At 64.4% G+C, this 16,126-nt stretch carries 15 protein-coding genes; 9 read left to right on the forward strand and 6 right to left on the reverse strand.

The features are described 5' to 3' along the window. A partial coding sequence (locus tag WCB02_RS31515; protein ID WP_423964312.1) for an alpha-amylase family glycosyl hydrolase occupies positions 1-243 on the reverse strand: 243 nt, incomplete at its 3' end. A 136-nt stretch (positions 244-379) separates the two neighbouring features. Here WCB02_RS31515 and WCB02_RS31520 point away from each other — a divergent pair. Next, on the forward strand, positions 380-865 hold the full coding sequence (locus WCB02_RS31520) for an MmcB family DNA repair protein (protein WP_423964314.1): 486 nt from the start codon (positions 380-382) through the stop codon (positions 863-865). Positions 866-980: 115 nt separating this feature from the next. Here the strand turns inward: WCB02_RS31520 and WCB02_RS31525 are convergent, their stop codons facing one another. Then, positions 981-1,535, reverse strand: coding sequence for an ActR/PrrA/RegA family redox response regulator transcription factor (locus WCB02_RS31525; RefSeq protein WP_423964316.1), 555 nt, complete (start codon positions 1,533-1,535; stop codon positions 981-983). Positions 1,536-1,615: 80 nt separating this feature from the next. Next, a complete protein-coding gene (locus WCB02_RS31530; RefSeq protein WP_423964320.1) occupies positions 1,616-2,956 on the reverse strand; it encodes an ActS/PrrB/RegB family redox-sensitive histidine kinase in 1,341 nt (446 codons plus the stop codon). A 115-nt stretch (positions 2,957-3,071) separates the two neighbouring features. Between WCB02_RS31530 and WCB02_RS31535 the strand changes: the two genes are divergently transcribed. From WCB02_RS31535 to WCB02_RS31560, 6 genes are all read left to right on the forward strand, one after another. Beyond that, entirely contained in the window at positions 3,072-3,866 is a 795-nt protein-coding gene (locus tag WCB02_RS31535; protein WP_423964323.1) for an ABC transporter ATP-binding protein, read from the forward strand. Continuing rightward, positions 3,863-4,681, forward strand: a complete 819-nt coding sequence (locus WCB02_RS31540) for an ABC transporter permease (RefSeq protein WP_423964326.1) — start codon at positions 3,863-3,865, stop codon at positions 4,679-4,681. Before WCB02_RS31535 ends, WCB02_RS31540 begins: the two co-directional genes overlap by 4 nt. 124 nt (positions 4,682-4,805) lie before the next feature. Further along, a complete protein-coding gene (locus WCB02_RS31545; protein ID WP_423964328.1) occupies positions 4,806-6,134 on the forward strand; it encodes a polyhydroxyalkanoate depolymerase in 1,329 nt (442 codons plus the stop codon). Between the two features lie 236 nt (positions 6,135-6,370). Next, entirely contained in the window at positions 6,371-7,210 is an 840-nt protein-coding gene (locus WCB02_RS31550; RefSeq protein ID WP_423964330.1) for a M48 family metallopeptidase, read from the forward strand. A 295-nt stretch (positions 7,211-7,505) separates the two neighbouring features. Continuing rightward, entirely contained in the window at positions 7,506-7,784 is a 279-nt protein-coding gene (locus WCB02_RS31555) for a hypothetical protein (RefSeq protein WP_423964332.1), read from the forward strand. Between the two features lie 124 nt (positions 7,785-7,908). Further along, a complete protein-coding gene (locus WCB02_RS31560; RefSeq protein WP_423964334.1) occupies positions 7,909-8,238 on the forward strand; it encodes a hypothetical protein in 330 nt (109 codons plus the stop codon). A 72-nt stretch (positions 8,239-8,310) separates the two neighbouring features. On the opposite strand, the gene WCB02_RS31565 is transcribed toward WCB02_RS31560, so the two are convergent. Next, positions 8,311-10,488 (reverse strand): PBP1A family penicillin-binding protein, encoded by a 2,178-nt coding sequence (locus tag WCB02_RS31565; protein WP_423964337.1) that lies wholly within the window; start codon positions 10,486-10,488, stop codon positions 8,311-8,313. Between the two features lie 135 nt (positions 10,489-10,623). Here WCB02_RS31565 and WCB02_RS31570 point away from each other — a divergent pair, with 135 nt between their 5' ends. Further along, the gene (locus WCB02_RS31570; protein ID WP_423964340.1) at positions 10,624-11,055 is read left to right on the forward strand and encodes a DUF1330 domain-containing protein; all 432 of its coding nucleotides are present in this window, start codon (positions 10,624-10,626) and stop codon (positions 11,053-11,055) included. 157 nt (positions 11,056-11,212) lie between these two features. Here WCB02_RS31570 and WCB02_RS31575 read toward each other — a convergent pair whose 3' ends face one another. Beyond that, positions 11,213-12,439 (reverse strand): ABC transporter substrate-binding protein, encoded by a 1,227-nt coding sequence (locus WCB02_RS31575; RefSeq protein ID WP_423964346.1) that lies wholly within the window; start codon positions 12,437-12,439, stop codon positions 11,213-11,215. Positions 12,440-12,702: 263 nt separating this feature from the next. On the opposite strand from WCB02_RS31575, the gene WCB02_RS31580 reads away from it, so the two are divergent. Then, positions 12,703-13,245, forward strand: a complete 543-nt coding sequence (locus tag WCB02_RS31580; RefSeq protein ID WP_423964342.1) for a methylated-DNA--[protein]-cysteine S-methyltransferase — start codon at positions 12,703-12,705, stop codon at positions 13,243-13,245. Between the two features lie 127 nt (positions 13,246-13,372). Here the strand turns inward: WCB02_RS31580 and WCB02_RS31585 are convergent. Further along, positions 13,373-16,126: [protein-PII] uridylyltransferase (locus tag WCB02_RS31585; RefSeq protein ID WP_423964344.1), on the reverse strand; the 2,754-nt coding region annotated here is incomplete at its 5' end.

Raw genomic sequence — 16,126 nt, forward strand, 5'->3', positions numbered from 1 at the left:
GTCACCGAGCGTACCGTATCGTGGATCGACGCCAAAATGGTCGGAGATGTCGTAGCCGTCGTCCTTGCCGGGCGAGGGCTGAAACGGCATCAGCCAGATCGCGGTGATGCCAAGCCCGTGCAGATAGTCGAGCCGGCGCAGCAGGCCTTTGAAGTCGCCGACGCCATCGCCGTTGGCGTCCATATAGGTGCCCACGGAAAGGCAGTAAAAGGCGCCATTCTTGTACCAGAGGTCGTCGATCATGAAGCCGGCTCTGTCCCGCTCCGCCCGGATTGTTCGGAGGCGGAGTGATAAGCGGCGAGCGGTTAGCCGGTTCCCGGGCTTTGCGGGCTCTCACGGCGCTTGGGAGTTTCCAGGAATCGGCTAAGATCGTCGTCCGATGGAGCAGCCCGCCCGCCAGATCAGCCTCGTGCCGCCGCTGGACCGCCGCCAGTCCGAGACCGCGCTCGCGGTCGCACGCGGCAGCGCGCGGCTGTTGCGCGCGCTCGGCTTTGCCTGCATCAGCGAATTGCCGTTGCCCTCGGGCCGGCGCGCCGACCTGGTGGCGTTGAACGAGCGCAACGAGATCTGGATCGTCGAGATCAAGTCCTCGCTGGAGGATTTGCGCGCCGATCAGAAATGGCAGGATTATCGCGCCCATTGCGACCGGCTGTTCTTTGCCTTCACGCAGGATCTGCCGTGCGAGATCTTTCCGAAGGAGACCGGCCTGATCGTCGCCGATGCCTATGGCGCGCATCTGCTGTGCGAGGCGCCGGAGCATCGGCTGCCGGCGCCGACGCGCAAGCTGATGACGGTGCGCTTCGCCATCGCCGCGGCGCAGCGCATCAATCGATTGAGCGATCCGCAAGGCCACGGTGAGTTCTAGAACGTCCTGGCCGATCGGTCTGCCGGCGGGCCCTCGTTTCACCTCTCCCGCGTCGACACCGGCTTGGCAATATACCGGCGTCGATCCGGTCGTGGCGTCGGGTCCGATGGCCTCGCTAGCGCGGCGCGCGCTTGGCGAGGATCCGCTGCAGGGTGCGGCGGTGCATGTTGAGCCGCCGCGCGGTTTCGGAGACGTTGCGGTTGCACATCTCGTAGATGCGCTGGATGTGCTCCCAGCGCACGCGGTCGGCCGACATCGGATTTTGCGGCAGCTCGGACTTTTCCGTGCCGGTCGCAAGCAGGGCCGCGACGACATCGTCCGCATCAGCGGGCTTGGCGAGATAGTCGACGGCGCCCATCTTCACCGCGGTCACCGCGGTTGCGATATTGCCGTAGCCGGTCAGCACGATGGCGCGGGCGTCGGGGCGCTTGCGCTTCAGCGCCGAGACCACGTCAAGCCCGTTCCCGTCGCCGAGCCGCAGGTCGACCACGGCGAAGGCCGGCGCCGCCTTGCCGATCTGCGCCAAGCCGTCGGCGACGCTGTCGCAGGAGCTCACGGTGAAGCCGCGCGTTTCCATGGCGCGCGCCAAGCGCTCGAGGAACGGCTTGTCGTCCTCCACGATCAGCAGCGAGCGGTCGGTGTGATCGGCAACTTCAGCGGTGACGGCCAAGGCTCGATATCCCTGTGTCGATGTCTCATACATATGGCGAGCCAATCCGGTGCTGCCAAGTCCGCCAAAAGTCGATTCGATTAACCGTGACGGCCCTGGACTGTAGGCTGTTCATCGGCTTCGGGCGCCTCGAAGCGCCGCCGCGGCCAGGCGATCTGCACCACTGCGCCATGATCCGGGAATACCCGGTTGGTAAAGGAGATTTTGGCGCCGGTGCGTTCCAAAAGCGTGCGGGCGATGAACACGCCGAGCCCGAGACCCGTGTGCTCGCTCTGGGTTTCGTCGGCGCCGCGTCGGCGCGATAGATAGGGTTCGCCGATCCGCTTCAGGATGTCGGGCGCAAAACCCGGTCCGTCGTCGGAGATGACGATCTCTACGCTCTCGTCGTTCCACCAGGCATTCACCTCCACCGCGGCGCGGGCGAAATCGACCGCGTTTTCAAGGATGTTGCCGATGCCGTAGAGGATCGCCGGGTTGCGCGTGCCGACCGGCTCGTTGCTGCCGGATACCGCGATCCGCACCTTGATGGCGACGTCGAAGTCGCGATGCGGCGCCACCAGCTCCTCGATCAGCGTCGACAGCTTCATGCGGTCGAATGGCGCGCCGATGGCCGAAAGCTGGGTGATCTTCGATAGAATATCGCGGCAGCGCTGCGCCTGCTCGCGCAGGGTCCTGATGTCGGCACTGACCTCCTTGTTGTCCTGCAGCGTCCGCTGCAGTTCGCGCGACACCAGTACGATCGTGGATAGCGGCGTGCCGAGTTCGTGTGCGGCGGCTGCGGCGAGGCCATCAAGCTGGGTCAGATGCTGCTCGCGGGCCAGCACGAGTTCGGTGGCGGCCAGCGCGTCCGACAGCTTGCGAGCCTCCTCGGTGACCTGGAACGAATAGAGCGAGGTGACGCCGATCGCGACCAGGATCGAGAGCCACACCCCGAACAGATAGATCGGCGGCAAGATCAGCGGCTCCTCGCTGTCCCATGGCAGCGGGAAATAGAAGAAGAACAGCAGGGTGGCGCAGGCGACCGCAAGGAGACCGAGCGCGATCGTCAACCGCACCGGCAGTGCGGTCGCCGAAATCAGCACGGGGGCGAGAAACAGAAATGAAAACGGGTTTTGCAAGCCGCCGGTGAGGTACAACAGCGCGGCGAGCTCGACGATGTTGAGCGCCAGCAGGGCCGCGGCATAGACCGGTTCCAGCCGCCGCATCGGATCAACCGCCACCTGCAGTGCGAGATTGAGCAGGGCCGACAGGCTGACGATGGCCAGGCAAGGCACGATCGGCAGGTCGAATTCCAGTCCCTGCGCCACCATGAAAATCGCCGCAAGCTGGCCCAGCACCGCAAGCCAGCGCAGCCGCAGGATGGTGTCCAGACGGACATGGCGCCGCGGATGGCGAAAGTCGGAGGTCGCGATTTCGGTCATGGTTCAGCTTAGCCTTTTTCAGCCTAGTCTTGCCGCGCGCCGACGACAAATTTACACCGTTGGCGGCGCGGCCGAGGTTGCGCGACGGCGCGCGATAGCCCAATGAACGCCCCGCATGACCAAAAACGACCCAGGCCCGCTTCCAAGCTCCGCGACCGACCCGGCAGGATCCGCAGCGATCGCTGTCGAACATCTGACGAAAGTCTACAAAAAGACCCGCGCGGTCGACGATATCTCGTTTCGGATCGCGCGCGGCAGCATCACCGGGCTGCTCGGCGGCAACGGCGCAGGCAAGACCACGACGATCGCCATGATCATGGGGCTGGTACTGCCGACCTCGGGCTCGGTGGCGGTGCTCGGCCATCCGATGCCGCGCCACAGCAGCGAAGTGCTGGGCCGGATGAATTTTGAAAGTCCTTACGTCGACATGCCGATGCGGCTCACGGTGCGGCAGAATCTGTCGATCTTCGGTCGCCTCTACGCGGTGCCGGACTTGCGCGCGCGCATAGCGGAGCTTGCGAACGATCTCGATCTCAACGAGTTTCTCGACCGCGCCAATGGCAAGCTGTCCGCCGGCCAGAAGACCCGGGTGGCGCTGGCCAAGGCGCTGATCAATCGACCGGAGCTGTTGCTGCTGGACGAACCGACGGCCTCGCTCGACCCCGATACCGCCGACTGGGTTCGCCAGCATCTCGAAACCTATCGCAGGACACGCGGCGCCACCATCCTGCTCGCCTCGCACAACATGTTCGAGGTCGAGCGGTTATGCGACCGCGTCATCATCATGAAGCGCGGCCGGATCGAGGACGACGATACGCCGGACGGCATTATGGCCCGCTATAACCGGACGACGCTGGAGGAGGTGTTTCTCGACGTTGCGCGCGGCCGGGTTCGGGAGACGGCGTCATGAGCGAACTGGCACTGCACCGGGGGATCTCGGCCCAACGCATCGGCGCGATGATCCTGCGCTACTGGTATCTGTTGCTGTCGTCCTGGCCGCGCCTGTTGGAGATCGTGTACTGGCCGGTGCTGCAGATCATCACCTGGGGCTTTCTGCAGAACTATATCGCACAGAATGCCAACTTCTTCGCCCGCGCCGGCGGCACCCTGATCGGCGCGGTGATCCTGTGGGACATCCTGTTCCGTGGTCAGCTCGGCTTTTCGATCTCGTTTCTCGAGGAGATGTGGGCCCGCAACCTCGGCAATCTGATGATGAGCCCGCTCAAGCCGATCGAATTCCTGATTGCGCTGATGGCGATGAGCCTGATCCGGCTCGCGATTGGCGTCATTCCGATGACGCTGCTGGCGATGGTGTTCTTCCAGTTCAATTTTTACAGTCTTGGGCTGCCGCTGATCGCCTTCTTCTGCAATCTGATCTTCACCTCCTGGTCGGTCGGGATTTTCGTCTCGGGGCTCGTGCTGCGCAACGGGCTCGGGGCGGAAAGCATCGTCTGGACGCTGATGTTCGCGCTGATGCCGCTGGCCTGTGTCTACTATCCGGTGCGGGTGTTGCCGCATTGGCTGCAGTACGTCGCCTGGACGCTGCCGCCGACCTATGTGTTCGAGGGCATGCGGGCGTTATTGATCGATCGCGTGTTTCGGGCCGACCTGATGGTGTCCGCGCTCGCCATCAATGCCGTGCTGCTGCTGGCGTCATTTGCGGCATTCCTTGCCCTGTTGCGGAGCGCCCGTCGCAATGGCTCGCTGCTCAGCGGCGGTGAATAGACGGCTTTCCCGCGGATTCACGGCATCTTCAGCATCCAAACGCAATACCTATATTGATCTGGCGCATTGACGCTTTATTGCGCATTCGGCACTATGCTGCGTCGCAAAGAGGATTGAAACGACGATGCCTATTGGTGAGTTTGGCGGCGCACCGCCACTGGTGGCCGAAGGCAGTCCGGCGCTGACCACGCCGATGTACTGGATGTACGAGATGGCTCACGCCTCGCTCAACCCGGCGCGGGCGGTCACCGATGCGACAAAGATCCTGTTTCAGAATCCGCTCAACCCGCTGACTCACACCGAATACGGCAAGTCGGTCGCGGCCGCCTGCGAATTGTTCGAGCGCACCACGCGCCGTTACGGCAAGCCGGAATGGGGCCTCGACGAAACCGAGGTCAACGGCATCCGGACCCCGATCGAAATCCGCAATGTCTGGGAGAAGCCATTCTGCCGGCTGCTGTATTTCGATCGGAAATTGACGCGGCCGCTGCGCAGCCCGCAGCCGCGGGTGCTGATCGTGGCGCCGATGTCGGGCCACTATGCGACACTGCTGCGCGGCACCGTCGAAGCCTTCCTGCCGACCCATGAGGTCTACATCACCGACTGGGCGGACGCGCGGATGGTGCCTCTGACCGAGGGCCGCTTCGACCTCGACGACTATATCGATTACATCATCGAGATGCTGCAGGCGCTCGGCGGCAACATGCATGTGATCGCGGTGTGCCAGCCCTCGGTACCGGTGGTGGCCGCGGTGTCGGTCATGGAAGCGAGCCGCGACCCCTTCGTTCCCCTGTCGATGACCCTGATGGGCGGTCCGATCGACACGCGCCGCAATCCGACCGCGGTCAACAATCTCGCCGAACAACGCGGCATCGACTGGTTCCGCCGCCACGTCATCACCAAGGTGCCGTTCCCCCATCCCGGCGTCATGCGCGACGTCTATCCGGGGTTCCTGCAGCTCAACGGCTTCATCAGCATGAATCTCGACCGGCACATGGATGCCCACAAGCAGTTGTTCCGCAATCTGGTGAAGGGCGACGGTGACCTGGTGGACAAGCACCGGGACTTCTATGACGAATATCTCGCGGTCATGGATCTCACTGCGGAATATTACCTGCAGACGGTGGACACCGTGTTCGTCAAGCACGCGCTGCCCAAGGGGGAGATGACCCATCGCGGCCAGCTGGTCGAGCCATCCAAGGTCACGCGCGTGGCGTTGATGACGGTCGAAGGCGAGAACGACGACATTTCCGGCATCGGTCAGACCGAAGCGACGCACGCATTGTGCAGTTCGATTCCGAACCACCGTCGTGTTCACTACATGCAACCCGGTGTCGGGCACTACGGCGTGTTCAACGGCTCGCGTTTCAGGTCCGAGATCGTGCCGCGCATCTCCGATTTCATGATCTCCGCCGCGAATCCGAAGTCGTTGTTGGCGACCGCCGCCGAATAGCGTGGGATCTGACTGATTTCAGCGCGTTTCGACGCGAGGCCGCTCCGCGGCGTCGATTTTGGTCGGGGAACCGGAGGCTGGAACCGGCCGGGGAGAGCGTGATTCTGGGTCCGTGAAAGCATGAGTGTTAATTCATTTCTTGGTCCGGATCAGAGGGTCCTTTTTGGTCCAAAATTCTGCCGCGCGACCCCATTCTGTAGGGTCTGAAGGGCCCAAAACCCCTGTATATTGGGCAAATGATTTGTTTTTCTGCCGGACGATTTACCTGGCGGCGGATGTGGCAGAATCCGGGCGAACTCCTACTCCCCGGATTGACAGAAATGGCCACCCGCGCGCTCCTCTATCGGCGCCCCGCCGAACCTTCGACTCTTTTGGTGAAGCATGGCTCGCAAGTCTTTGCGATCCGGCTGCGCCGGCACCGGCGCGCGCGCCGTTACACCCTGCGCATTCATCCCACCGACCGCGAAGCGATCCTGACCATGCCGCCGCGCGGGACGATTCCCGAGGCGCGCGAGTTCGCGCAACTTCACGGCGGTTGGATCGCTGCCCGTCTCGGCCGCCTGCCGAAGGCTGCGCCGTTCCAGCACGGCACCGTGGTTCCCCTGCGCGGCGTTCCGCATCGTATCGTGCATCGTGCCGGCGAGCGCGGCACCGTCTGGACGGAAACGCGCGACAGCGGTGAAAAGATCCTCTGCGTCGCCGGTGACCCCGACCATACCGACCGCCGTATCCGCGATTTCCTCAAGCGCGAGGCACGGCGCGACCTGCACAAATCCGCGCAGGCCTATGCCGAGATGCTCTCCGTCAGGGTCAGGCGGCTGTCGATCCGTGACCAGTCGAGCCGTTGGGGCTCATGCACCTCGGCGGGATCATTGTCTTTCTCCTGGCGATTGATCCTGGCGCCTCCCTTCGTGCTCGACTATCTGGCCGCCCATGAAGTGGCCCATCTGGTCGAGATGAACCACTCGGCCCGGTTCTGGCGGGTCTGCGCAAAAATCTGTCCCTCGGTCGAGCGCGCCAAGAAGTGGCTCGACACCTGCGGCAACGATCTGCACCGCTACGGCATCGAGGACTGAGGCGCCCTCGCTTCTTGCGCGACGCGGGGCATTCCCCGCGTGCCAACGCGTCGCGCGAATGCGCGCCCGACGACAGGCTCCGCATGATCCGGCACTCTGCTCCGCCCGGTCTGGGACCGACGCCCATCCGTTCACATCTGCTTTCTCGGGCACCGAATGCTGTTGCGTAAGCCGACGACGTGCTGAGGTCCTGACGTCGCGACATCAACGCATCGCCGCCGATGAAAATGCGTCGGCCTGATGCTCACGCACCGCGCGTGCCGCCCCGCTTCCCCCGCCGATTTGCAATCGCGCAATGACCTTGCGTCTCCTGAGATATTCATGCGCCGCAAGAACGGCCATACATGCTGACGGCACGATCGCGCAGGGTTTTGGCGCGCAGGCGACCGGCGTCAATTCGATCGCGATCGGCACGGGCGCGATTGCCGCCGGCTCGATCGCGATGGGCAATACGGCGTCAGCCTCGAACGGCGGCGCGGCGTTCGGCGATTCTCCAACGCGCGCTGCGGAGGCTGCGTCGCCAACGTCTCGTCCTCGACCGCGCTCGGCAATTCGGCAAGCGCCACCACCGTGAATTCGACGGCAGTCGGCCAGAGCGCCAACGTGCAGGCAACCAACGGCACCGTGTTGGGCGCCAACGCCGTGGTGCAGATTCCGTCGCGATCGGCCAGGGCTCGGTCGCGAGCCAGGCCAATACGGTGTCGGTCGCTGCGCCCGGTTCCGAGCGGCGCATCACCAATGTGGCCTCCGGCATCTCGCCGACCGACGCGGTCAATCTCGGCCAGCTCAACAGCGTTGGCGCCGGATTGCAGTCGCAAATCACCGGGCTGAAGGGCGAGATCAACAACAACCTGTCGGAGGCGCGGCGCGGCATCGCTGCCGCCGTTGCAACCGCGAACCCGCCGATGCCGTCCGCGCCCGGCAAGACCACCTGGCAGGTCCGCGCCTCCACGTTCCAGGGCGAGACCGGCTTCGGCGCCGCGCATCGTCTGCCTGCCGCGGTGCCGCTGGACGTCATCGCGGGTTGACGGCAATGGCGGCGGCACCCAGCACGCCGGCTATGTCGGTCTCGGCGGAGAATTTTAAAGAATATTAACGGTCTAACGGCCGAAAAGCCGGTTGATCAGCCAGCCGTCCAACCCGGCGTCGGGGCGCACCGCGGCCCGGGTCGGCGCAGGCCTGCCGCCATTGGCCGGCGGTCCGGACGGTGTCGGCGCGGTGATCTGGGCCGCCATCTGCGCGAGAGTCGGCCCGACCATTTGCGAGTTCGGCAGGCTTGCGACGGCCACGCCCTGATGCGCTGCGCGCATAAAGCGGGTCCACACTTCCACCGGCAAGCCGCCACCGGTCGCCTTCTTGGTCGGCGAGTTGTCGTCATTGCCGAGCCAGACGCCGGTGACGAGATTGGCGGTGTAGCCGATGAACCAGGCGTCGCGGAAATCCTGGCTGGTGCCGGTCTTGCCGGCGGCGGTCCAGCCCGGGATTTCCGCCTTGCGCGCGGTGCCCGAGATCAGCGTCTCCTCCATCATCCGGTCCATCATCGCGACGCTGCGCGGTTCGATGATCTGGGCAGCCTGATCAGGCTGTCGCGCATAAAGCACCTTGCCCTCGAGCGTGCGGATCCTGGTCACCACATGCGGCGAGGCGGCGAAGCCGCCATTGGCGAACGGCGCATAAGCGCCGACCAGCTCGGTCAGCGAAACTTCCGAGGTGCCGAGCGCGATCGACGCATTGGGCTCGAGCTTTGAGGAGATGCCGAGCCGATGCGCGGTGCGCACGACGTTCTTCGGTCCCACTTCTAGTCCTATTCGCACCGCGACCGTATTCAGCGACATTGCCAGCGCTTGAGTCAGCGTGACCGGCCCAAAATATTCGTGGCCATAATTCTCGGGCCTCCAGCCCTTGACGTCGAGCGGGGCGTCCTGCCGGACGGTGTCCGGCGTCAGCCCGGCTTCGATCGCGGTCAGATAGACGAACGGCTTGAACGCCGAGCCCGGCTGGCGCTTGGCGGTGACGGCGCGGTTATACTGGCTTTCGGCATAATTGCGGCCGCCGACCATGGCGCGCACCGCGCCGTCCGGGCTCATCGCCACGAGCGCGCCTTGGCTGACATTGAACTTCACGCTCTTGGCCGCGAGCTCGTCGATCACGGCGGCTTCGGCGGCGCTCTGCAACTTCGGATCAATGGTGGTCTCGACCACGATGCTCTGTTCGACCTGTCCGATCAGATCGTCGAGCACCTCGCCAATCCAGTCGGCGACATAATTGACGGTGCCGGCGCCGGCCGGCTTTACCGAGATCGCCGGATGCACGCTCGAGGCCTGCGCCTGCGCCTCGGTGATAAACTGAGCGTCCGCCATCGCCGCGAGCACGATCTGGGCGCGCTTCTCGGCGCCTTCGGGATTGCGGTTGGGCGCGAGGCTCGAGGGCGATTTGACCAGGCCAGCGAGCATCGCGGCCTCCGCCAGCGTGACGTGCCTTGCCGATTTGCCGAAATAGCGCTGCGCGGCAGCTTCCACGCCATAGGCGCCGGAGCCGAAATAGACGCGGTTGAGGTAGAGCTCGAGAATCTCGGATTTGGAATATTTTCGTTCCAGCCAGAACGCGAGTTCGGCCTCCTGCAATTTGCGCAACAGCGTGCGTTCCTGCGTCAGGAACACGTTCTTCGCCAGTTGCTGAGTCAGCGTCGAGCCGCCCTGCGACACGCCGCGGTGCAGCAGGTTGGCGAGCGCGGCGCGCGCGATGCCGAACGGATCGACGCCGTAATGCGAATAGAACCGGCGATCCTCGATCGCGATGAAGGCCTTTGGCAGATAGGGCGGCAAGTCTTTCAGCGCGACATTGGCGCCGGCCATTTCGCCGCGCTCCGCCAGCACGCTGCCGTCGATGCCGGTGATCTCGATGGTCGGCGGCCGCTTGGGGATTTCGAGCGACTGGATCGGGGGCAGATGCGCACCGGCCCAGACCACGAGGCCGATCACCGCGATGCCGCCCCAGAGCGCGAGCACCGCGCCCCAATAGAACAGTCGTGAGATGCTGAAGCCGGCGCGCGCCTTGGCGCGGGCAGGGCGCTCGCGCGGCTTCGGCTCGGACGGTGGCTCGTCGTCTTGCTCTTGCTTGACGGGCGCAGGCTTGCGCTTGGCGGCTGATTTCTTCGTCTTCGGCTCCTCGGCTGAAGGAATCCTGTCTTGCGGCGACAGGCGCAGCGCGTCGAGCGATGCGCTGACGCCGAATCGCGGCTCCTTGCGTCCGCCGCTCTTTTTCCGTCCCCACGCCATCCGCAACGCCGCTCACGCTCCGCCGGCGTCAACCTAGCGAGCGGAGTTTAAGGCGCCCTTACCCAAAGGTTAACTTGCCATTAGGGGGTGGGGCAGGCCGTGCTAGCATCGGCACGCTGCAAGGGAGGAACCCGCATGGGCCATATCGATCCGACCAAAGAGGTGTTCGCGCAGTTCAAGGCCAATGACCGGCCGGGACCGATCCACATGCTCAATCTGGTCCGGCTGCGCGCGCAGGCGGCGTATCCTGATGGCAGGCGGGCCACCGGCGCGGAAGCCTATGCGGCCTATGGACGGGAAAGCGGGCCGGTGTTCGAGCGGCTCGGTGGCCGGATCGTGTGGCAAGGCCGTTTCGAGCTGATGCTGATCGGGCCGCGAGACGAACGCTGGGACCATTGCTTCATCGCGGAATATCCGAGCGTCGCAGCCTTCGCCGAGATGATCCGCGATCCCGTCTACCGGGAAGCGGTGAAACACCGCCAGGCCGCCGTCGAGGATTCCCGCCTGATCCGCCACGCCGTGCTGCCGATCGGCAAGAATTTTGGCGAGATACCGCAGGAGCGGTGATTGTGGGGCGGACCAAGCGCAGCGCGCGCCGTTGCACGGCCGTGCATCGCTACATCTCATAAATTGCCAGGAGCGAAGCGACGAAGCAATCCATCGTCGCCGCGGTGCGATTGTGGATTGCTTCGCTTCGCGCTTCGCTCGCAATGACGGAATCGTCCTACCCCGCAGCGCCGGTGTCCTCGATGATCGGGCCGAACAGCTCCCAGCGCTCGCCGTTGAACTTCATCATCTGCAGCTGCTTGTTGACGCGATAGTCCGTCGGCGAGGTGTTGGCGCGGATGCCGGGCAGCGCAAGATCGCCCTCGACATTCTTCAGTGAAGTCGCCTGCTTCATCACGTTCTCGCGCGTCAAGTCGTCTCCGCACTGCTTGAGGACGTGGACCAGAAGCTGGGCGGTCGAGTAGCCATAGGTGTTGAAGTTCGAGTTCTTGTCGCCCTCCGGATAATACTTCGCCATGAAGGCGAAATATTTCTTCATGCCGGCATCATCCTTCCAGGTCGGATCGAGCGGGTCCTTGCCGTAATTGACGCTGATCACGCCTTTGGCGGCCTCGAGCCCCGCCGGCTGCATCACCGCGCCGACCGAAGTCGCATTGATGTCGACGATCTGCACCGGCTTCCAGCCGATCTCGTAGTTCTTCTTGATGGCCTGGGCGGCCTGTTTCGGCGTCGATGCGCTGAACAACAGGTCGGCGCCGGCCGATTTCAATTTCAGGATCTGCGAGTCGATGGTCGGATCCGAGACCTCGTAGGACGCCTCCGCCACGATCATGCTCGCGGCCTTGTCGCCGAGCCCGGCCTTCAGCCCATTCAGATAGTCCTTGCCGAGATCGTCATTCTGGTAGAGCACGCCGACCTTGGCGTTCGGATACTCTTTCAATATATATTGGCCGTAGATGCGGCCCTCGACGAAGTAGTTCGGGTTGTATCCCATCGTCCACGGAAAATTCTTCGGGTCGGTGAATTTCGAGGCGCCGGTCGCGGCGAATAGTTGCGGCACCTTCTTGGCATTGAGGTATTTCTGCACGGCCGCGTTCGACGGCGTGCCGATGATCTGGAAGGTGAGCAGCACCTCGTCGTCCTCGACCAGTTTGCGCACCTGCTCGACCGCCTTCGGCGGGCTATAGGCGTCGTCATACTGGATCAGGTTGATCTTGCGGCCGTTGATGCCGCCCTGATCATTGATCATCTTGAAGTAAGCGGCCTGGGTCTTGCCGATGGAGGCGTAGGCCGATGCCGGCCCCGAGAACGGCACGGTCTGGCCGATCTTGATCTCGGTATCGGTGGCGCCGGTATCGTATTTCTTCTGCGCGTGGGCCGATGTCGCCGACAGGGCGATCGCGAGCGCGGACCCGATGGCCAAATGAAAAAAACCGTTCCTCATGTCGATGCGTTCCCTCGTGTCGATGATTATGCCGATGGTCTTGACGCCGGTGGCCGCAAAATGGACCGGGCGGACGCCATCGCTATGCGGGAGTGTGGCGGATGCCATCCCGCAATGCAAGGCGAGGCGGGACGAAATGGTGAACGGCTCGGGCCAGACCCGGCAGGACGAATGCTCTCTGCCGGTCCCGGCTTTCGGGTGGACGCCAGCGCAGCCTCTTGTGCAAACTACGGAGGTTCCCCGCTTCCACCGGACACATGACGATGACGACCAGGATCATTCGGTCCGCGACAAAGCCACCTGAGACGTTCGCGCTCGACCGTTTGGCCACCCCGATCGGCATGGCGCTGATCGTCACCGATGCCGACGGCCTGCTGCGCGCGTTGGACTGGGAGGATCATGCGCCGCGCATGAAGGAGTTGCTGCGGCTGCATTACGGTGCGGTCGCGCTGAACGACGCTCGCGCGCCGCACGCCATCAGGGCGGCACTGTCGGACTATTTTGATGGCGACCTTGCCTCTCTCGGCACGATTTCCTGGCGCGTCGCGGGTACGCCGTTCCAGCGCAAGGTCTGGACCGCGCTGGCGACGATTCCGCCTGGCGCCACCGTGAGCTACGGCGCCTTCGCGGCGCGGCTCGATTGTGCCAGCGCCGCCCGCGCGGTCGGCCACGCCAATGGCTCCAACCCGATCAGCGTGGTGCTGCCCTGTCATCGCCTGATCGGCGCCGACGGCTCGCTGGTCAAATATGGCGGCGGGCTCGCGCGCAAGCGCTGGCTGCTCGCGCATGAGGGCGCCGCAGTGTGAGCGGGCGCTCCATCTCGAGATTTCCGGGTTCGCGCGAGGACCTGTCACCCGGCACGCATTCGCGCGACCCGGTGGTGCGCCCGGGAGTGACGGGCTGAGAGAATGGCTGCGGCTTCCGGCCGGCTGCCTAAGCCGCCGGCTGCGCGATCGTCTCGTTGCCGGCGAGCAGGTGAAGCAGCGCGCTCTTGACCGCGGCCTGGCGGGTCGGGGCCAGGAGTTGCGCGCCCAACAGGTCGGTGACGTAGAACACGTCGCGCGCTCGCTCGCCGAAGGTCGCGACATGGGCGGACGCGATGTTGAGGTTGAGTTTCGAGAGTGCGGTGGTCAATTGATACAACAGGCCGGGCCGGTCCAGTCCCGAGACCTCGATCACGGTGTAGAGCTCCGACCATTGATTATTGATGGTCACCTCCGGTTCGACCACGAAGGGGCGAACTTTCGAGCGCACGGCGGCGCGGCGCGCTACCGCTTCCGGCATCCGCAGCTTGCCTTCCAGGACGTCCTCGATCATCTCGCCGATCCGGGTCGCCCGGCGTGCCTCGTCCTCGTCGCGGTCATATTCGCGGGAGATCGCGATGGTGTCGAGCGCGCGGCCATCGGTCGTGGTGTAGATCTGCGCGTCGACGATGTTGGCGCCGGCCGAGGCGCAGGCGCCGGCGATGATCGACAACAGCCAGGGATGGTCGATGGCGAGGATCGTCAGCTCGGTCACGCCGCGCGCCTCGTCGAAGCCGACATTGATCGCGAGCTTGTGGCCGGCCTGCTCGCTTGCGCGCATGAAACGGGCGTGGCGGATCTTGCGCGGCAGCTCGACCTTGAGCCAGTACGCCGGATAGTGCCGCCCGATATAGGCCTCGAGCTCCGCTTCCGGCCATTCGGTGAAGGTGGCGCGGAATTCTCCTTGCGCCGCGGCCAGACGACGGGCGCGGTTGACTTCCGAGAAGCCGCCGGTCAGTACCGGCTCGGTCTCATAATAGAGTGTGCGCAACAGTTGCGCCTTCCAGCCGTTCCATACTCCGGGGCCGACGCCGCGGATATCGGCGGTGGTCAGGATCGTCAGCAGCTTCATCTGCTCGACCGACTGCACGATACTGGCGAAGGTCTCGATCGTCCTGCGATCGGTCAGGTCGCGGGATTGCGCGATCGTCGACATCGTCAGATGCTGTTCGATCAGCCAGGCCACCAGCTCGGTGTCGGCGGCGGAAAAGCCCAGCCGCGGGCACAGCCGCCGCGCCACCTTGGCTCCGGCGATCGAGTGATCTTCCGGACGGCCCTTGGCGATGTCGTGCAGCAGCGTCGTAATGTAGATCACCGGCCGGTGCTCTGGACGGATCTTTCGCATCAGGTCGCTTGCGACCGTGAACTCCTCATTGCCGCCGCGTTCGATCTCCTGCAGGAAGCCGACACAGCGGAGCAAATGCTCGTCCACCGTGTAGTGATGATACATGTTGAATTGCATCATCGACACGATCTTGCCGAAGGGGCGGATGAAATGGCCGAGCACGCCGGTCTCGTTCATCCGCCGCAGCACCACTTCGGCATCGTTCGACGTCAGGATTTCCATGAACAGCCGGTTGGCTACCGGATCGTCGCGCAGATTGGTGTCGATGAGCCGCAGCGAACGCGTCACCGTGCGCATCGCGTCGGGGTGGAAGGCGAGGTTGTTCTTCTGCGCCAGGCGGAAGATCCGGATCATGTTGACCGGATCGTGCTGGAAGACGTCGGGAGCCGCGAGGTTGATGCGGTTGTTGTCGACGATGAAATCGTCGCTGTCGGGCACCCGCCGCCGCACCATGTTCGGCCGCAACCGTGCCATCACGCGGCTCAAGACCGGCGCCGGCTTGGCCTGCTGATCTTCAAGTTTGGCGCACAGGATCGCGGTGAGATCGCCGACATCCTTGGCGACCAGGAAGTAGTGTTTCATGAAGCGTTCGACATCCTGCATGCCGGGATGCGAGGTGTAGCCGAGCCGGATCGCGATATCGCGCTGCAGGTCGAACGACAGCCGCTCCTCGGCGCGGCCGGCGACGAAATGCAGATTGCAGCGCACCGACCAGAGGAAATCGGCGCAGCGGCGGAAGATGCGATATTCCTGCGCGTCGAACACGCCGCGCTCGAGCAATTCGTCGGTCTTGCGCACGCGATAGACATATTTCGCGATCCAGAACAGCGTGTGCAGGTCGCGCAGCCCGCCCTTGCCGTCCTTGACGTTGGGCTCGACCAGATAGCGCGATTGCCCGGCGCGGCGGTGCCGCTCCTCTCGTTCGGCCAGCTTGGCGGTGACGAACTCGGCCGCGGTACCCTGGACGACCTCGCGATCGAACCGTTCGAGCAGTTCGTCGTAGAGCGGTCGGTCACCGGTCAGAAACCGCGTTTCCAGGATCGCGGTGCGGATCGTCATGTCGCCGAGCGCCTGCCGGATCGATTCATCGACCGAGCGGGTGGCATGGCCAACCTTCAACCCCATGTCCCACAGACAATACAGGATGGCTTCGGCGACCTGCTCGCCCCAGGCGGTCTGCTTGTAGGGCAGGATGAACAACAGATCGATGTCGGACTCCGGCGCCATCAGCCCACGGCCGTAGCCGCCAGTGGCGACCACGGCCATGCGCTCGGCGCCGGAGGGGACCGGCGAGCAGTACAGATGCCGTGTCGCGGCCGAAAACAGGATGCGGATGATTTCGTCCTGCACGAAGCAGAGCCGTTCGGCGCAACGCCGGCCGTGGCGGTCCTTCAGCAGGATGGTCTGCGCATCGGCGCGCGCCGCGACCAGTTCGGCCTTCAGGAGCTGCACCACGCTGGCGCGGAACAGGTCCTCGCGGCCGGCATGTTGTTCGGCCAGCGCGTCGACCGCGGCTGCGACGCGCGCGCTGTCGAAGCG

The organism is Bradyrhizobium sp. (assembly GCF_049581145.1).
In the GTDB taxonomy this organism is placed as follows: Bacteria; Pseudomonadota; Alphaproteobacteria; order Rhizobiales; family Xanthobacteraceae; genus Bradyrhizobium.